Origin of the sequence: Aquimarina algiphila (assembly GCF_947494415.1) — a bacterium.
In the GTDB taxonomy this organism is placed as follows: Bacteria; Bacteroidota; Bacteroidia; order Flavobacteriales; family Flavobacteriaceae; genus Aquimarina; species Aquimarina algiphila.
Window position 1 is genome coordinate 1 of record NZ_CANLVC010000011.1, and the last position, 19,838, is coordinate 19,838.

Genomic DNA, 19,838 nt, shown 5'->3' on the forward strand with positions numbered 1-19,838 from the left:
AGTAACAGTAACACTTACGGTGACAAATGCTGCAGGGGATACAGCTTCTGCTACAAAAACAATAAATGTTACCGATGCCAGTGTAAGCTGTGCTTTTGGAACACCAATAGCAGAGGCTTTACCAGCTATTAATACGGCATTCGAAAACATATTTGTTTTAGGAGAAAATGGACCAAACCTTGATAATGTTACCAATTTTACAATTAATTGGGATCTTGCTAATAATGGATTATACCAATTCTCTATGAATACAACAGATGGTAATCCATCATATTATGTTGATTTCTTACCAAAAGTAACACAAAACTTTAACGCTACAGAACCGGAAATTACAATTACAGGTTCTGGGTTTACAGGATTAGACGGTGAGTATTGGGCGACTGTAGATGCAGGTAATTTTGTATTAGTTTCTAAAACAGGTGGATTTACACTATATTTTAGTGGATCTGCAACAGCACCAGATTGTGGTACTACACCAACTCCGGTAGTAGTAGATGGAGCAACAGTAAGCACAGATGGTGGATTAACTGCAGTAACCACTACCACAGGAGATGGTATTGCAGATTCAATTCTATTCGCCAATACAAGTACTTCTACTGAATCTTATATTTACTTGATTACTGATGAGGTAGGAAAGATTTTGACAACAGAAACTTCTTCTCATGATTTTGAAGGAGCTGCTGCAGGAATATGTAAAGTTTATGGATTATCATATACAGGAACTCTTAATGTAACTGGTAAAAATGTAACAGCGACAGATCTTTCAGACGGAAGTTTCTCTGTATCTAGTAATGCTATTATTGTAACTAGAGAAGCACAGAATATTGCAGTAGATGGAGGAGTAATTGCAGGAGGACCTTTTACATTTACAGTAGGTGACGGTATTGCAGATAATGTTTCTGGAGTTACTATCACAGGTAATGTTGGAGAAACCAGCCAATGGATTGTCACTGATGCTGTTGGAAAAATTCTTGGATTACCAGCTTCACCAGAAGCAGTAGATTTTGATGGTGCTGGTGTAGGAAGTTGTTTTATTTATAATGTAAGTTATAACGGAACAATCACAGGTTTAGCTACAGACGGATTAATTTCAGGTTTAGTAGGAACATTTGATCTTTCAAATAGTATTGAAGTAGTAAGAAATCCGGTAGTAACGCCTCCAACAGTAGACGGAGGAGTAATTGCAGGAGGGCCTTTTACATTTACAGTAGGAGATGGTATTGCAGATAATGTTTCTGGAGTTACTATCACAGGTAATGTTGGAGAAACCAGTCAATGGATTGTCACTGATGCGGCAGGAAAAATTCTTGGATTACCAGCTTCGCCAGAAGCGGTAGATTTTGATGGTGCAGGCGTAGGAAGTTGTTTTATTTATAATGTAAGTTATAACGGAACCATCACTGGTCTTACTGCTAATGAAAACATTTCAGGTTTATCAGGAACATTTGATCTTTCTAATAGTATAGAAGTTGTAAGAAACCCTATTACTACAGGAGGCGATTGTTCTTTTGGAGCACCATTAGGGAATGCATTACCAGCTCTAAATTCTAAATATGAAAATATATTTGTTTTAGGTAGTGGAGGTCCAAACCTTGATAACGTAACTAATTTAACAATCAATTGGGATCTTTCTCAGAATGGATTATATCAATTTTCTATGAATACCAATAATGGTACTCCGAGTTGGTATAATGATTTCTTACCCAAAGTGACACAAACTTTCAATGCAGCACAACCAGCAATTACTATCACAGGTTCTGGATTTACGGGATTAGATGGTGAGTACTGGGCAACAGAAGATGCTGGTAATTTTGTGTTAGTTTCCAAAACAGGAGGATTTACTATTTATTTCAGTACAACTGCTATAGCTCCTGATTGTGGAGGCCCTGTTAATAATAATCCAGTTGCTAGTCTTTCTGCAACACCTGTTTCTGGGGAAGCACCATTAGTTGTAACTTTTGATGCTTCAGGTTCAACCGATGCAGATGGAGATGCTTTAACGTATAGCTGGGATTTTGGAGATACTAATTCTGCTACAGGAGTTACTACAGAAAATACATATACTGCTATAGGTGATTATGTAGTTACTTTAACAGTAAATGATGGAAATGGAGGAGAAGATCAGGCAAAAATCACGATTAAAGTAAATGATGGTGGAGTTATCATAAATCCGCCAACTGGAGATAATGCCTATATCGATCGTTTTATCGAAATGAGAAATGAGATTTATGACCCTGCAAATGGATATTTCAGTGCAGATGGATCTCCTCATCATTCCATAGAGTCATTAATAGTTGAAGCGCCAGATCATGGTCATGAATCTACAAGTGAATTGTATTCATACTGGTTGTGGTTAGAAACTATGAATGGTAGAATTACCAAAGATTGGAAACCATTAAATGATGTGTGGAATAAGATAGAGCAATTTATCATTCCTACAAAAGCAGATCAGCCTACAAACGCTGCATATAATGCAGCTAAACCAGCAGCATATGCTAGTGAATTTCCATTACCAAGCAACTATCCTGCACCACTTAATTTAAGTGCTCCTGTTGGTTCAGATCCGGTTTCACCAGATTTAACGGCAACGTATGGAGCTGATATTTATCAGATGCACTGGTTACTAGATAATGATAATTTCTATGGATATGGTAACAGAGGAGATGGTGTTAGTACTCCTTCTTATATCAATACATTCCAGAGAGGAGAACAAGAGTCTGTTTATGAAACAGTACCTCACCCATCTTGGGAAGGATTTAACTGGGGCGGAACAGATGGGTTTTTACCTATCTTCATTGAAGATCAGAATTATGCAAAGCAATGGAGGTATACTAGTGCTCCAGATGCTGATGCAAGAGCAGTACAAGCAATGTACTGGGCTCAGGAATATGCTAAAGAACAAGGAGCTAGCTTAGGAAGTTTAGATCTTGATAAAGCTTCTAAAATGGGAGATTTCTTGAGACTTTCTATGTTTGATAAGTACTTTAAACCTATGGGTGTACAAAGTGCTACAAGTGGAGCAGGAACAGGATATGATAGTGCACATTATCTAATGTCTTGGTATATGTCTTGGGGTGGATCTGCTGATCCAGCTTCTCCATGGGCATTTAGAATTAGTTCTAGCCACTGTCATTTTGGATATCAAAACCCAGTTGCAGCATATGCGTTAACTCAAGTAAATGAGTTAAAACCAAAATCTCAGAATGGAGAAAGAGATTGGAATGAAAGTCTTAAGAGACAAATGGAGTTCTATACATGGTTACAGTCTAAAGAAGGAGCTATAGCAGGTGGTGCTACTAATAGTTGGAATGGAGATTATAGTCCATACCCTGCAGGTAAATCTACATTCTATGATATGGCTTTTGATACAAATCCTGTATATCACGACCCAGGAAGTGGAACTTGGTTTGGATGGCAAGCTTGGTCTATGGAGAGAGTAGCAGAATACTACTATATCTCTAATGACCCAATGGCTAAAAATCTTATGGACAAATGGGCTGCTTGGGTAAAAAGCGAAGTGAAGCTTATAGGAACTGATGATTTTGAAATTCCTGCTACACTAGAATGGTCTGGTGAGCCTGATACTTGGAATCCTGCAAGTCCAGGAAGTAATACTGGTCTTAGTGTTAAAGTTGTGAATTATAGTCAAGATCTTGGTGTTGCAGCTTCTATGGCAAAAGCACTAATTTATTATGCAGCAGCAACCGAGAAGCATGCTACATTAGATACTGAGTCTCGTGATCTGGCTAAAGAAGTATTAGATAGAATGTGGGTTACGTATAGAGATGATAAAGGAGTTTCTGCTCCAGAATCCAGAGGAGATTACAAAAGAATCTTTGAAGAAGAAGTATATATCCCACAAGGATTTACAGGTACAATGGTTAATGGTGATGAAATCAAACCAGGAGTAACTTTCTTAGATATCAGATCAGGATTAAAAAATGATCCAGATTATGCTAGATTAAAGACTGCATATGATACGGGTACTGAATTTACACAACGTTACCACAGAACTTGGGCACAAATGGAGGTAGCTCTTGCAAATGCAGAATATGGTTTCTTCTTTGGAGACGCTGCTACTGCACCTGTAGCTTCAAACCAACCACCACTTCAGGTGGTAGTAAGCCCTAATCCAGCTGCAAACTTTATTAATGTATCAGTTAAGAATAATGTTGCTAACAAAAGCAATCAGGGTACTATTGTTAGAATGCAATTAGTAGACTTACAAGGTAATATCCTTAGAGCAATGGATCTTAAAAACAACCAACAGCAACTACAAACTCGTATAGAGATTGGTAATTTACCTGCCGGAATGTACTTTTTACAAACATTTGATTTTGAATTAAATAAAAAGGTTACTAAAAAGGTAATGATTAATAGATAGTTTTTTAATTAACAAAAGAGAGAGGCATAAGGCCTCTCTCTTTTAACTTTCTAAAGTCTAATGAAATGAAAAATACAATAATAAATATAAGACAGCTACTGTCGTTAATAGTAGTAATGTTGGTTTTTGGTTTAGTGACTAAACTATCTGCCCAACAACAAAATTACCTGACGGTTTCAGGAAATAAATTATTTGATGTTCAGGGTAAAGAAGTACGACTTACTGGGGTAAACTGGTTTGGTTTTGAAACCCAAAACTATTTTCCTCACGGGATATGGTCGCGTGACATGAAAAGTGTTTTGCAACAAATTAAAGATCTTGGTTTTAATACGATAAGAGTACCGTGGGCTAATGAAATGCTTAACCCAGGATCAACAATTGCAATTAATTCATATGGGTCGGATCCTTATACAGGAGTATCTCCTATGAATGAGGAAGAAACAAAAGTGACTAAGCCTATTGAGCTAATGGACATTTTTGTAAAATGGTGCCAGGAGAATGATATGAAAATAGTTTTGGATAATCATTCTAGAGCTGCAGATGGTTTCTTAAATGAAAAATTTTGGTACACTCCAGAATATTCAGAAGAAAGATGGATTCAGGACTGGGTTTTTCTAGCTGATCGATACAAAGAATACTCTGCTGTAGTGGCAATGGATCTAAACAACGAACCTCATGGTTCTTCTTGGGGAAACAGTAATCCAGCAACAGATTGGAACAAAGCAGCAGAACGTTGTGGTAATGCTGTGTTACAAGCAAACCCAAATGTTTTAATCATCATAGAAGGTGTTGGAGAATTTGAAGGAAACTCATACTGGTGGGGAGGACAACTCATGGGAGCAAGAAAATATCCTATCCAATTATCTGATCCAAGTAAGTTAATGTATTCTGCTCACGAATATGGACCAGAAGTGGCACAGCAAGATTGGTTTACTGCTTCTGATTTTCCACAGAATATGCCTGGAATATGGAAAGATAATTTTCACTATTTATATGAAGAAGGTACTTCTCCTCTTTTTGTAGGAGAATTCGGAATTAAAGATCAAGATGCTTTTGGTGGAATTTCTTATACATGGTTTACCGAGTTTACAGATTTTATGGGTGATATCTATTCCTGGACATTTTGGAGTATGAATCCTAATTCTGGAGATACTGGAGGGATTTTGCAAGATGACTGGACTTCTGTAAATCAATGGAAATTGGATGTGCTAAAACCACATTTTGCTCCTCTAATTCCTAATGTTGTAGGAGGAACCGGAAATCAAGCTCCAAATGCGACATTTTCAGCAAGTCCTACTCAGGGAACTACACCTTTAACTGTTCAGTTTGATGCATCTGCTTCTTCAGATCCAGATGGAGATACTTTGACTTTTAGTTGGGATTTTGGTGATGGAGATGTAGCAACAGGATCTATGATATCTCATCTATTTACAGATGTTGGAGAATATCAAGTAACTTTAACAGTAAGTGATGGCTCATTAAATGATACCTATGTAACAACTATTACCGTTGTAGATACTACAACACCAACAGTTACTGCTGATATCACTGTTGATAATACTTCTGGTATTGCACCTGCAACAATTAATTTTGATGCTTCAGGATCTACATCATCAGATGGAAGTGCATTAACATATAATTGGGATTTTGGAGATGGAACTACTGGCATAGGTAGTATAGTTGCTCACGAATATTCGATAGTAGGAAATTATAGAATCACCTTAACTGCTTCTAATACTAACGGAATTTCGGATGAAGCTATAATAGATGTTGTGATAACTCAACCTTCTACAGGAGGAGATTGTAATTTTGGAGCACCTTTAGCCACTGCGCTACCTACAATATCAAATGCACCCTATACAAAAGTTCATGTTTTAGGAAATGGAGGTCCTGATTTAAGTAATGTAACCAACTTTACCATCAATTGGGATTTAGTAAATAATGGATTGTGGCAATTTTCAATGAACACAAGCAATGGTGTGCCAAGCTGGTGGAATAACTTTTTACCAAAAATATCACAGAACTTTAATGCCGCTCAACCTGAAATTACAATTACAGATTCAGGATTCCCTAACCTTGATGGATCATATTGGGCAACTTTAGATCAGGATAATTTTGTCTTAGTTTCTAAAACAGGAGGATTTACTATTTATTTCAGTAATAGTGCAACTGCTCCTGCTTGTCAAGATGCAGCACCAGCAGCTAATTTAAACGTAGAAACGTTTAATAACCCTGTACAAGATAGATTAGTTATTCAAGGACAAGGTTTATCAAAAGGAACTACAATTAGTTTAATAAATATTTCTGGTGTAGTAATGAAAACTATGCAGATTCAATCAAACTCAAAAGAGGTAGAATTAAATACTTCTAATCTTGAATCAGGGATGTATTTTGTTAAAATCAATTATGAAAAACAAGTAAGTACATTAAGAATAATTAAAAAATAATTCTTAAAACCAGATGTAAACATGTCTGAAGGGAGCTATAGGGCTTTAAAAATAGCTCCCTTCTTTTATATGATGTAAACATTTTATGACATTCAGTGTTTTTCTGAAAATTAGAAAAACAGTAAACCCAAAAATCTACAACACATAAACTCATCAATAGCTTATGGAACCAACTCATAAAAAGAAAAGAAATTGGGGTATTACTTTCGTGAAAAACAACATCCGAAAGTTTTACTTCGTTATTATATTAGCTACGCTCAGTATAGCCATCAAATCATTTACGCAAGTCTATGATGGCACTGCAGGTCCAAAAATGACTACCCAAACCTGGCCCGCAGGAACATTTTTGGCCAATTTCCCAGAAGGGGATAGAATTAGTACCTACCACCGTAATTATTTTTTTATGAATGGTCAGGCAGGAACAAGTGTTTGGGATGTTTCTAATCCTACTGCACCAAAAAGAGTACAGTTTAGTGATGCTGCAAATAATGGTCACCGATGGTGGAAATTAGGAGGAGATCTTTTTTACAGAGAATATTCAGTACCAGAAGTACAAGGAACAGGATACAAATATCTAGACCTTTCTAATATGCTGGACAGAAAACCGGTAACCTCTTCAGATGTATTATTTACTGTAAAAGATGGTCAGTCTAATTTTGATAACCTTGAAACATTTCCTCATACTATAGATGGAAGCAGGGTTTTTGATATGAGAACAGGAGTGCAGGTAGATGATATCCCTGCTACTGTATCTTTACCTGATATTGTGGTACGAGTTGGGAACTACGTTTTTTATGCTCCACAAACAGGAGATATTAGTGTGTTTGATTTTGGAGACCCAAATAATATTAAGTTTTTAGGATCTTTTGGAGGTGATATTCCGCACGAACAATATAGTACAGGTATTCAATTATGGAGGAATTATCTGGTGTTCATGAGCGGTAATGAGGGACCTGACGCTTTAGTAGGTTTTGATATTAGTGATCCTACCAATGTAAAAAGAGGCTTCAGTTTACACTCTGATCAAATAACTTTAGGAAGATATATGATTTTTCAGGATGAATATGGATTCTCAGGACGATTTGATAGAGGGGTAAAATTTAACTTTGAAACTATGAAGGTCGAACAAGAATTTGTTCCTCCATCTAGTGATGAAACACTTCAGTTTATAGATAACCAATGGATGCCAATCGGTCATATTCTGATAGCGAGTGGAGATGATAAAACTTCTATTTTTGCACATCAGGATGGATTAGATATTAAACCTCCAACCGTAGGACACCATTTTCCAGCATCTGGAGCTATAAACCAACCACAAACAACTACGCTGGGTTTTGTAATTAATGAAACCTTAGATGACTTAACCATTAACGACAAAACAATCCAGGTAAGTCCATTAGGAGGAACGCCTATTAAAGGTGATGTAACAACGACATCATATCAAGTTGTTAATTATGCTCCAAAAGAAGAACTGTTACCCAATACTACATATGAAGTAAAATTTGTTGAAGGAGGAATTAAAGACGCTGTTGGAAATGGAATGGAAGAATACATCTTTTATTTCACTACTGGTGGAGATAGCTCTAATCAATCTCCAGAAATTGCTGGGATCGATTTAAGTATCCCCTCTCCTATTGTTGTGAGTGCAGAAGTAGACTTCACTGCCAATGCAACTGATGCAGACGGAAATACATTAACCTATAGATGGGATTTTGGTGATGGTTCTCCCAAAACAGAATGGATAGGTAAAACAACATCACATACATATACAGAAGCGGGTAATTATTTAGTTCAGGTTCAAGTGTCTGACAATAATGGAGGCTTCATAGTAGGGTCTCAATCTATTGTTGTAGTATCAAATTTATCTTCAGATTTACCCACTCAATCTAGTCCAATAACGGTAGATTCAAAAAATAGAATTGTTTGGTCAGTCAATCCAGACAATAACACAGTAACCCTAGTTAATGCTGATAACTTAAAAATAATTAAAGAAGTAGCAGTAGGAATAGATCCTGTAAATGTTGCTTTAGATGGTACAGGAAAAGCATGGATTACTTGTAGAGATTCTGATGAGGTATATGTGCTTAATATAGACGGTTCTTTAGAAACTAAAATAGCTTTTTCCAAAGGATCACGACCTTATGGAATTGCCTTTACCCCAGATGGTACCAGAGCGTTTGTATCTGCTTTTGGATCAGGAAAACTAATAGAAGTTTCTCCATCAACCAATACTATAAAAAATACAATTGATCTAGGACCAACTCCTAGAGCATTAGCTGTTACTAGCGATGGAAAGAAATTATTAGTAACGAGGTTTATTTCGCCAGATGAAGAAGGTCAGGTTTGGGAAATCAACTTGAATACATTTACGAAGAACAAGACAATTCCTCTTGCACTAGATAATTTTACTGTAGATAACGGAAATGAAGGAAGAGGCTTACCAAATTATGTGGCAGGAATAGCAATTCATCCTGACAATACATCTGCCTGGTCTGTAGGTAAAAAAGATAATATCCTTAGAGGACTGGCCAGAGATGGAAAACCATTAGTTTTTGACAATGTAGTTCGTACAGCAATCTCACCGATTAATCTGGCCACAAGTAAAGAAGAACTTACTAAGAGGTTAGATATAGATAATCATGGGCAACCTTCATCTGTGTTGTATAGTCCAACAGGGAATTATCTTTTTGTAACCATGCAAGGCAATAATAGAATAGTTGTGATAGATCCAAAAAGAGGACTAGAATTATTGAAGAAAGATGTTGGTAAAGCACCACAGGGATTGGCCATTGATCCTAACACAAATAAGGTTTTTGTAAAAAACTTCATGGATAGAAGTGTTACTGTTTTTGATGCCTCAGAAATGATTACAACAGGAAGTAATACGTTAGAAGAAGTATCAACAATTGTAACTGTTAGTAATGAAGAATTAAGCCCTGTAGTACTTAAAGGAAAACAAATATTCTATGATGCTGCAGATCTAAAAATGGGAACTGATGGTTATATCAGTTGTGTAAGTTGTCATAGTGATGGTACTCAAGATGGGCGTACATGGGATTTTACAGACAGAGGAGAAGGTTTAAGAAATACAATTTCCTTAGTTGGTAGAGCAGGAACAGCTCATGGAAGAGTTCACTGGAGTGCAAATTTTGATGAAATACAAGATTTTGAAAATGATATTCGTTTCCATTTTAATGGCCAGGGATTTATGACCGATGCAGATTTTAATGAGGGAACAACGGCACTATCCCTTGGAGACCCGAAAAAAGGGAAATCTGCTGATTTGGATGCATTAGTTGCATATGTAGAATCATTAAATACTTTTGACCCAAGTCCATACCGTAATACGAATGGAACCTTGACTACTGAAGGTACTGCGGGAAAATCTATATTCGAAGATTTAAAATGTAATTCTTGTCATGGAGGTCCGGATTTTACCGATAGTAATACAGGAAAAATGCATGATGTAGGTACTATTATTGATAATAGTGGTCAACGTTTAGGTAAAAAATTATTGGCTCTTGATGTACCTACATTAAAAGATGTTTGGGCAACAGCACCATATCTGCATAATGGATCTGCTAAAACCTTAACAGAAATATTTACAAAGTATAATCCTAATGATGGTCATGGAGCAACTTCCACGTTAAGTGCCACTCAAATGGCACAACTAGAAGCATATCTTAAACAAATCGATGGATCAGAATCAGCACCGGCAACACAACACACACTAAAAATAGCCTCTCCAGAAGATGGGATAAACATCGATAAAGCTGATCCTGTAAAATTGAGTATTACAACCAATATAACAGGGATTACTAAAATTGAATATTATGTTGATAACACCTTGGTTGAAGAAGTAACGACAGCACCTTTTGAATCATCATGGACTCCAATAATTTGGAAAACATATACAATTTCTGCTAAGGTCTTTTACAACAATGGTAATACTGCCTCTATAACTCCAGAGGTAAAAGTGAAGTATAAAAATACAATAAAAGTAATGTTTGTTGTAGGAGATAAGAATAACCTTACATCAGAAGATCAAAGAATAAAATCAAGATTGGAGCAACAACTTGGATTTGAAATCACACTTTTTTCTGATGAAGAAGCTACAAGCCCACAATCGGCTAATCCTTTTGATATGGCATTAATCTCTTCTACAGTAGATCCAAGAGAATTAGGAAATGACTTAGAAGCAGCTAAAGTGCCGTTAATGACTTGGAATCCATTTATGTATGGAAAACTGAAAATGATATCGGGAGAATTAAATACCGGATTTGGCTTTACAAAAGATGGATTTTCTACAATTACAGTTTCTGATCCTACTCATCCGATGGCAGCAGGTGTAGGTGCAAGTACAGCTTTGTACTCAATAACACAAAGTCTACCATTCGGAAATCCAACAACAGAAGCAATTGTTATAGCAAAAGCAGGAGAACAACCTATTCTATTTGGATATGAAGCAAGTATTAGTATTCCTTCAAGAAGAGTTGCTTTTCCACTTAGAGATCAGTTTATGCATTTACTTACTGATGATGGACTCAATATGTTTGATGCAGCCGTATTATGGACACTTCACGGTGGGGATGCCAATGTCCCCATAGGCCCCCTACCGGATGTGTTTTTTGAATCCCCAGTAGATGGTGAATTAGTAAATACACCGCTAAAAATCAAGTTTAAAACTGAAGGATGGTCATTACCTTCTCAACAGTATAAACTTAGATTTAGAATCGATGGTCAGGATAGAGGTTTGGTAACTAGTAATGCCATACTTACCGATCCAACGGTTTTATCAGAAGGACCACATGAATTAAGCCTACAGATGGAGCGTAGTGATAATTCTCTTACAGATTTAGGAGAAACAATTACTGTAAATGTTACAAAAGATCCTTTACCACAGGGTCCAACAGCAACAATACAATCTCCTACAGCTGGTGGATTAGTAGGCCCTGATTTTGAGATCAAATTTTCTACTTTTCAATGGGATATAACACCAGGAGGACAACATGTAAAATATTTTATTGATGATGTAGAACAAGGTTCTGTTTTTGAGATAAAACCAATTCCTGTAAGCAATTTAGCAGAAGGAAAACATACACTCAAATTATCATTAGCAAAAGCCGACGGGACACTATCAGGAGATCCAACAGAAATAACTATTACGGTAGATAAAAGGTTTAGTAATTTACCAGATACAGATTTTAGTGTCGAATATCGGGATAACAGTTCTGGAGTTTCAACTCCAGAATTAAAGCCTGTATTCCAAATTGTAAGTACATCAACAGAGAATCTTCCATTTAGTGATTTTAAGATTAGATATTGGTTTACTCCTGATAACAATACCCCAATGACTTTTAACGCAGATTATTCTGCAATTACAGGGACAACTGGAGTTTTTGGAACTTCGGGGACGCAAAATTATCTCGAAATAGGTTTTGGCACCTCATCTGGAAATTTATCTGCGAATAGTAAATCAGGACAAATCCAAACAAGGTTACATCATTCTGGATATCAGACTCATGATCAAAGTAATGATTTCTCATACGATGCAAGTAAAACATCTTTACTGCCTCATGTTCTGGTAACATTGTATTATAAAGGAACCTTAGTTTGGGGATTAGAACCTACAGGAAATGTAGCTACTAATAGAGCTCCAATAGCAGATATCAAAACTGATACTAGAGAAGGAATCGCTCCATTAGCCGTTGTTTTTGATGCTTCTGGTTCTAGTGACCCAGATGGAGATACGCTTACATATACGTGGGATTTTGGAAATGGAGATACTGCAACTGGAGTGACGGCATCCTATGAGTTCAAAGATGCAGGAGATCAAAATGTAACACTAACGGTTAATGATGGTAAAGGAAGTAATGATACTGCTACAGCAATAATTAAGGTGCTTATACCTGCTATAAGTGTTGAGGCTAATTTTGTAGCTACCCCTGTTTTAGGAACCATCCCGTTAATTGTCAATTTTGATTCATCATCATCTGTATTCCCGTTGGGAAGTACAATTAATTACTCGTGGGATTTTGGAGATGGGACAACTAGTAATGAAGCAAACCCATCACATACATATTCACTATCTGGATCTTATGCTGCAACGTTAACTATTAGCGATGGTGTAAACTCAGATATTTCTAACATAGTAACAATTACGGCAACTGAGGCTAGTGCACCAATAGCAGATGCCAATTTTACTTCCGATGTTACTACAGGAGTTGCTCCTGCTACTATTAACTTTGATGCTTCGGCCTCGACAAGTACAGGCGGTAGTATTACATCATATTTGTGGGATTTTGGTGATAGTACTACAGCTACAGGAGTGAACATTGCTCATGAGTTTAGCACAGCAGGTTCGTATATCGTTACATTAAGTGTTTCAGATGCAGTAGGAACAACCGATACGACAACACGTACAATAACCATAACAGAACCTGGTACATCAGGGAATTGTAATTTTGGAGCTCCTCAGAGTTCAGCTTTACAAACTCTTGAAAATGTAAGTTATACAAAAGCCTATGTTTTGGGTACTGGTGGCCCTGACTTAAGTAATATGACCAATTTTACAATAAATTGGAATTTGACAAATAATGGATTGTATCAATTATCAATAAATACTAATGACGGTAAACCTTCTTGGTGGATTGATTTAACTGCAAGTATTACAAGTCAAAGTTTTAGTGGTCCTCAACCAGAGATCACATTATCAGGGACAGGAATACCAAATTTTGATGGTGTATATAGTGCTACTGTAGATGGCAATAATTTTGTATTAGTATCCAATGTAGGTTTTACTATATATTTTAGTAATAGCAATACAGCACCTAATTGCGAAAATGCAATTGCAGCCACAAAATTTATTGATAATGAAGAAAAAATAAAAGCATATCCTAATCCTGTCATAGATATTTTGACATTACAAAGTGAGGAAGATCTTACAGGAGCATTGGTTACTGTGATTGATCTCTCAGGGAAAGAACTTTATGCTCAGGAAATTAGAGATCGAGTAACAGCAATAAATGTTGATATGAGTCAACTTAATTCTGGAATTTATTTCGTTAAAATTATAAAAGAAAAGAAAGTAGTTATTAGGCAAATTGTCAAGTAGTATTCTAGCAGACACTTGATGTTTTCTCTGGGGCTATGTCCCAGAGAAAATTTGCTTATTAAACTAAGTATAATTCCTTTGAACTAACCTTCTCCATTTCTCTCTGAATACCTAATCTAATCCTATCTTTTTAAGATGGTTTGAAAGATCTTAGTCTTTGAATAATAGGAGAATTCAAAGCTTCAATTGTTGAAGGTATTGATAGAATAGAACAAGTTTTATTCTCTTCAAATAGGATCGCATATTGATCTTTACAAAGGAGGTTTAAGAATAGGTAAACTAAATGATAAAATAGTATTACACCCGGGGCGATTTTGAAATTATCTTTGTAATGTTCTCTGTGGTTAGGAATATGCTAGTATTTCTTAATTCAGAATATAGAACAGTCTAATTTGTTTTTAACAGCAAATAAGACATCTGGAAGTTTGAATCTAAGTTAAATGATTTTTCATTTTGACAACTTCTTAATACATCCACTACAACAAAAATAGAATAAACAGTATTTAAATTGATAAACCTATTCGCGAATAGGTGTATAGATTAGTAACAACTTAACTTAATTACACAAATTATGAAAACAAATTTTAAAAAACTACTTGTTTTATGTTGCTTGGTGCTCTGCACGAGTAATTATTTACAGTCACAAACTCCGGGGTTTGTATATGCCGAAGGTGATAAATTCATGCTCGATGGAAGACCCTATTACTTTTCGGGAACAAATGTATATGATTTTTTTACTTACGGAAGTTCGAGTGGAGATATAGAAACCCAGTTTATGGATAAAGATCGTATCGATGAACATATGCGAAGATTATATGTAAATGGAGTAAGAGTTGTAAGATTATGGGGATTTAGTCATGAAGATTGGCATGGATTCGAACCTCAAAAAGGGGTGTATAGTGAAGGACAGTTTGCACTTTTTGATTATGTTGTAAAATCTGCTGAAGCTAACGGGATAAAACTAATAGTAGCGTTAGAAAATTACTGGAATGATTATGGTGGAATCAAAGATCGTCTCAAATGGGAAGGTATTGATGTTGCTGGTGCAGGAACTCATGATCAAGGGCAATTCTTTACGAATGCTTCTGCAGTGCAAGGTTTTAAAGACTATGTAGAATATTTTATTACCCGTGTTAACCATTATGATGGTGTAGAATATCGAAATGACCCAACAATCTTAGCTTGGGAATTGATGAATGAGCCAAGATATCAAGGGTTTGGGGATGACCTTACTTCTGATACTTTAAGAGCATGGGTAGACAATATGGGACAGTTTATTAAATCCATAGATTCTAAACACCTATTAGGAACTGGCCTGGAAGCACATGGGTCAAAGTATGGTTTTGGTGGAGATGAAGGAAATGATTTTATAAAAATTCATGAATCTCCATTTATTGATTTTACTTCGGCGCATCCATACATACGAGAAAGTTGGTCTAACTTTACGCTAGAGGAAACAATGGCACTTATGAAACAATGGGCAGACGAATCCCATAATATTATTAAAAAACCATTATATGTCGGAGAATTTAATGTAGAAATACAGGAGAGATTCGAATGGTGGGAAGAGATGTATAGTTTTATAGAAGAAAATAAAATAGGTGCAAGTGCCTTTTGGTGGTTTCCTGATAATAAAACACCGAGAGATAAATTTGGAGTATTTGAAGGCGATGTTGAAGTAGCAATATATAAGGAACACGCACTTAGAATGGAAACAATGTCAGGAGGAGAATCTATCTATCTGTCTTTGATGTCTCCAAAATCTGGTGATAAATTTGTTTCAGGTAGTGATGTACATATAGAGGCGAATTTGCTTAATGAAAATAACACTGTTGTAAAAGTTGAGTTTTTTAGCAATGGAGTATTAGTTGGAGAAGACACAACTGCACCTTATGAATTTGATTTAAAAGGACTTTCAGATGGTCAATATAAAATAACTTCTGTTGCAACAAGTACAAGTGGAGTTACAAAAGAATCTACTGCTAGGAATATTCAAATTGGTGGAGATGGTGTATTAACCGTAGAATATCTAGATGCTTCAACATCTGTAGTTAGTAACGTGATAAAGCCACATTTTAGATTGTTTAATAACTCTTCACAGGATGTATCATATGCAGATTTAAGCGTTAGATATTGGTTCGAAAAAGAAGATGATTTAGCATTAACTTTCTCTACAGATTATGCGGTAGTTGGAAACAGCAATGTTAAAGGAAAATTTGTGAATACAGAGGGTAACTCTTATTACCTAGAAGTGAGCTTTGACCCTGCTACGGGATTGTTAGGAAGAAATGATGGTTCAGGTAGAATAGAAGCCAAAATAGCAAATAGTAGTTATTCTGATGTAAACCAGGCAAATGACTATTCTTATGATAATACAAAAAAAGAATTTGCATTATCAGAAAAAATAGGGTTATACCTTAACGGAAAATTGATTAGCGGAATAGAACCAGGCACGACCATCGATACTCCTAAGGCAATTATTGCTGCTTCAACAACATCAGGAAACGGTCCATTATCAGTTGTATTTGATGCTTCGGGATCTACAGATCCTAATGGAGACGTATTAACATATAACTGGGATTTTGGAAATGGTGTCTCGGCAACAGGTGTGACAACGACTTATGAATTTACAGAATTTGGAGATCAGATTGTTACATTAACAGTAGATGACGGTAACGGAAACACTAATAGTGCAACAATTACAATTACGGTTACTGATCCTAATCTACCCCCTACAGCTTCTTTTATTAATGATGTAACAGCTGGAATTGCACCAGTTTCTATAACTTTTGATGCTTCGGGATCTACAGATCCTAATGGAGATGTATTAACATATAACTGGGATTTTGGAAATGGTGTCACAGCAACAGGTGTAACAACAACTTATGAATTTACGGTAGTAGGAGAATTTGATGTAAAACTTACAGTAAGTGATGGCAAATTAGAAGATACACTTACTAAAAAAATAACGATTACTGACGGAAATCCAATAGCGAATATTACATCGGATAAAACCTCTGGTTTTGCGCCTTTAGAAGTAGCTTTTGACGCCTCTAATTCTGTAGATCCATCAAATAATGCGTTAAGTTATTCATGGGATTTTGGAGATGGAAATACCGGTGTAGGAGAAAAAATAACACATACGTTTGGTGCCATAGGTCAATATAATGTTGTGCTTACTGTGGATAATGGACAAGGTGGAACAAGTACAGATACAGAAGTTATAACCGTAACTGAAGAACCTACGGTTTCAGATATTTCAGTAGAATATAGAGATGGAGGTAATGGTAATGCTTCTGATAATATGATCAATCCGCATTTAAGAATCGTAAACAATGGAAATGAACCCTTAGCTTATAGCGATATTACAATTAGATATTGGTTTACTTCAGAAAATAATAGTGACCTTAATTTCTGGTGTGATTGGGCACAACTGGGAACCAATAGCGTTATTGGGACATTTGGTCAAGCTAATGGGATGGATTATCTAGAAATTTCTTTTAATTCAGCTGCAGGAAATCTATTAGGATCAAATAACTCAGGAGATATTCAATCAAGATTTGCAAAAACAAACTGGAGCAATTTTGATGAAAATAATGATTATTCTTATGATGGGCTAAAAACTTCTTTTATTACTCATGATAAAATCACTTTATACAATAAAGGCAACTTAATTTGGGGAATAGAACCAGGTCTAAACCTTAGAAGTTCTGCCGATAAATTACAAGTAGTGACATATCCTAATCCTGTTACATCTTTTTTAACGATTAAAGGCGAAGATAGCTTGAAGGATGCAGTTATTGATGTAATGAACTTCTCAGGAAAGGTAGTAAATACCAAAAATGTTAAGAGTAATGGTACAGAGGTAAAGTTGGATATGACAACGATGGCTCCGGGAACTTATTTTGTCCAAATTAAACAACGAGACAAAAAACAAGTGTATCAGATAATCAAGTAGTCTAATCTCTAATTATTGTTTGAATTTATCGTGAGAAATTATTTATGATTTCTTACGGTGAATTCGGATGATAGTTACATGATATCTAAAAATGATGAATAATATAAAAAGTACAATTTTTAGACCACCGTCAATTCTATTGATAGTATTATTAGCATTTGGCGTTCAACATGCTTTTTCACAGAATACTATTCGTGTAGATCAAGGAAAAATCTATTCTTCTTGTAATGAAGAAATTGTTATGCGAGGGGTTAATGAAATGTTTGTATGGTCTCAAGACAGAACTGGAGTAAGTATATTACCAGAAATTGCAAAAACAGGATCTAATGCAGTAAGATTAGTATGGACAACAGAAGGAGCTGAAGCAGAACTTGATGCATTAATCAATAATAGTATTAAAAATAATATGATACCGGTTGCCGAATTACATGACGCAACAGGAGATTTTAGTAAACTTCAGATGCTATTGGATTATTGGAAAAAACCAGCGGTTTTGTCAACAATTCAAAAATATAAAAAATGGTTGATTGTAAACATTGGTAACGAGGTTGGCAATGGATCAGAATCCACTGCTCAATGGGTAGATTATTATAAAGATGCTATTACCCAATTAAGAGATGCTGGAATCGATGGACCTTTAATGATTGATTGTGGAGGGTATGGAAACAGAGAGAGTTATTTCCTTGAAGGAGGGAATGAATTGTTAGAATTTGATCCAAAGCATAATATAATCTTTGCGGTCCATACCTATTGGACAAACGGAGATGATCAAGCTAAAGTTGATCGGCTAAATACTATGATTGAAGATGCCAAGTTAAAGAAACTACCATATATCATTGGTGAGGGACCACAAGTAGTTGCATCTCCAGTTGCTTGTGGACAGAGCTTTCCGTATAAAGAGATGATGAAGAGATTACAAGAAGAAAAAATTGGATGGTTATCTTGGTCTTGGGGAGCAGTGAATAATAATGATTGTGGATCTCCCAACAGTAAACTTGATATAACGTCTGATGGTAAATTTGGAAGTTGGGCTACTACTTTTGCTGAAGAAATGTGTATTACAGATATTAACTCCATAAAAAACACATCAATAATTCCAGAATCATTAATAGACGGATCCATAGCTGCATGCGGAACAACATATACAATAACCGCATCTGCAGATACAGGAGGTTCGATATCTCCTTCGGGACAGGTAATTGTTTCTGAAAATGATAACCAGATATTTGATATTACTGCTACTATTGGTTTTAAGATCAAGGATGTTCTCGTAGATGGTATTTCGGTTGGAGATGTAGCTTCTTATACATTCTCTAATGTATTAGCTAACCATACAATTCGTGTAATGTATGATACCGTTCCTCTGCCGCCACAAGTTCCTTACTTAAACGGAGTACCACAGGTTATTCCTGGGAAAATTAAAGCAACAAGCTTTGATTTGGGTGGAGAAGCAGTAGCATACCATGATATTTCGTCAGGAAATGAAGGAAACGGTATAAGACAAGAAGAGGATGTAGATACAGAAAATGCTGGAGATGGTGGTAGTATTGGTTTTACTGCTGTAGAAGAATGGATGGAGTATACCGTAGATATCGCTCAGGCTGGAACATATAGCATTGACGTTTTAGTTGCTTCTCAAAATTCTAATGGCCAATTCCATATAGAATTTGATGGAAAGGACGTTACAGGAATTCAGAATGTCAATGGTACGGGTAGTTGGACAAATTTTGTTCCTCAAAAAATTTCAAATGTTACACTTAGTGCTGGAGAACAAGTAATGAGAATGTATATCGATAACGGTGCTTTTAATTTCTCTACGATGACCTTTACAAGAGATGGTAATACAGGAGAAACGCCAACGGCATCATTTACAGCTACTCCAGAGACAGGAGTTTCACCATTAGAGGTTAGTTTTGATGCTAGTGCATCTTCAGA

At 35.9% G+C, this 19,838-nt stretch carries 5 protein-coding genes; all 5 read left to right on the plus strand.

Features of this window, described 5'->3' with window-relative positions:
- Positions 1-4,384, plus strand: a 4,384-nt coding sequence (locus PQF96_RS26290; RefSeq protein WP_271769895.1) for a glycoside hydrolase family 48 protein, incomplete at its 5' end; no start/stop codon positions are given.
- A gap of 65 nt (positions 4,385-4,449) precedes the next feature.
- A complete protein-coding gene (locus tag PQF96_RS26295) occupies positions 4,450-6,831 on the plus strand; it encodes a cellulase family glycosylhydrolase (protein WP_271769897.1) in 2,382 nt (793 codons plus the stop codon).
- A 163-nt stretch (positions 6,832-6,994) separates the two neighbouring features.
- Entirely contained in the window at positions 6,995-13,945 is a 6,951-nt protein-coding gene (locus PQF96_RS26300) for a PKD domain-containing protein (protein WP_271769899.1), read from the plus strand.
- 571 nt (positions 13,946-14,516) lie between these two features.
- Positions 14,517-17,903, plus strand: coding sequence for a PKD domain-containing protein (locus PQF96_RS26305; RefSeq protein WP_271769901.1), 3,387 nt, complete (start codon positions 14,517-14,519; stop codon positions 17,901-17,903).
- 94 nt (positions 17,904-17,997) lie between these two features.
- Positions 17,998-19,838, plus strand: a 1,841-nt coding sequence (locus PQF96_RS26310; protein ID WP_271769903.1) for a cellulase family glycosylhydrolase, incomplete at its 3' end; no start/stop codon positions are given.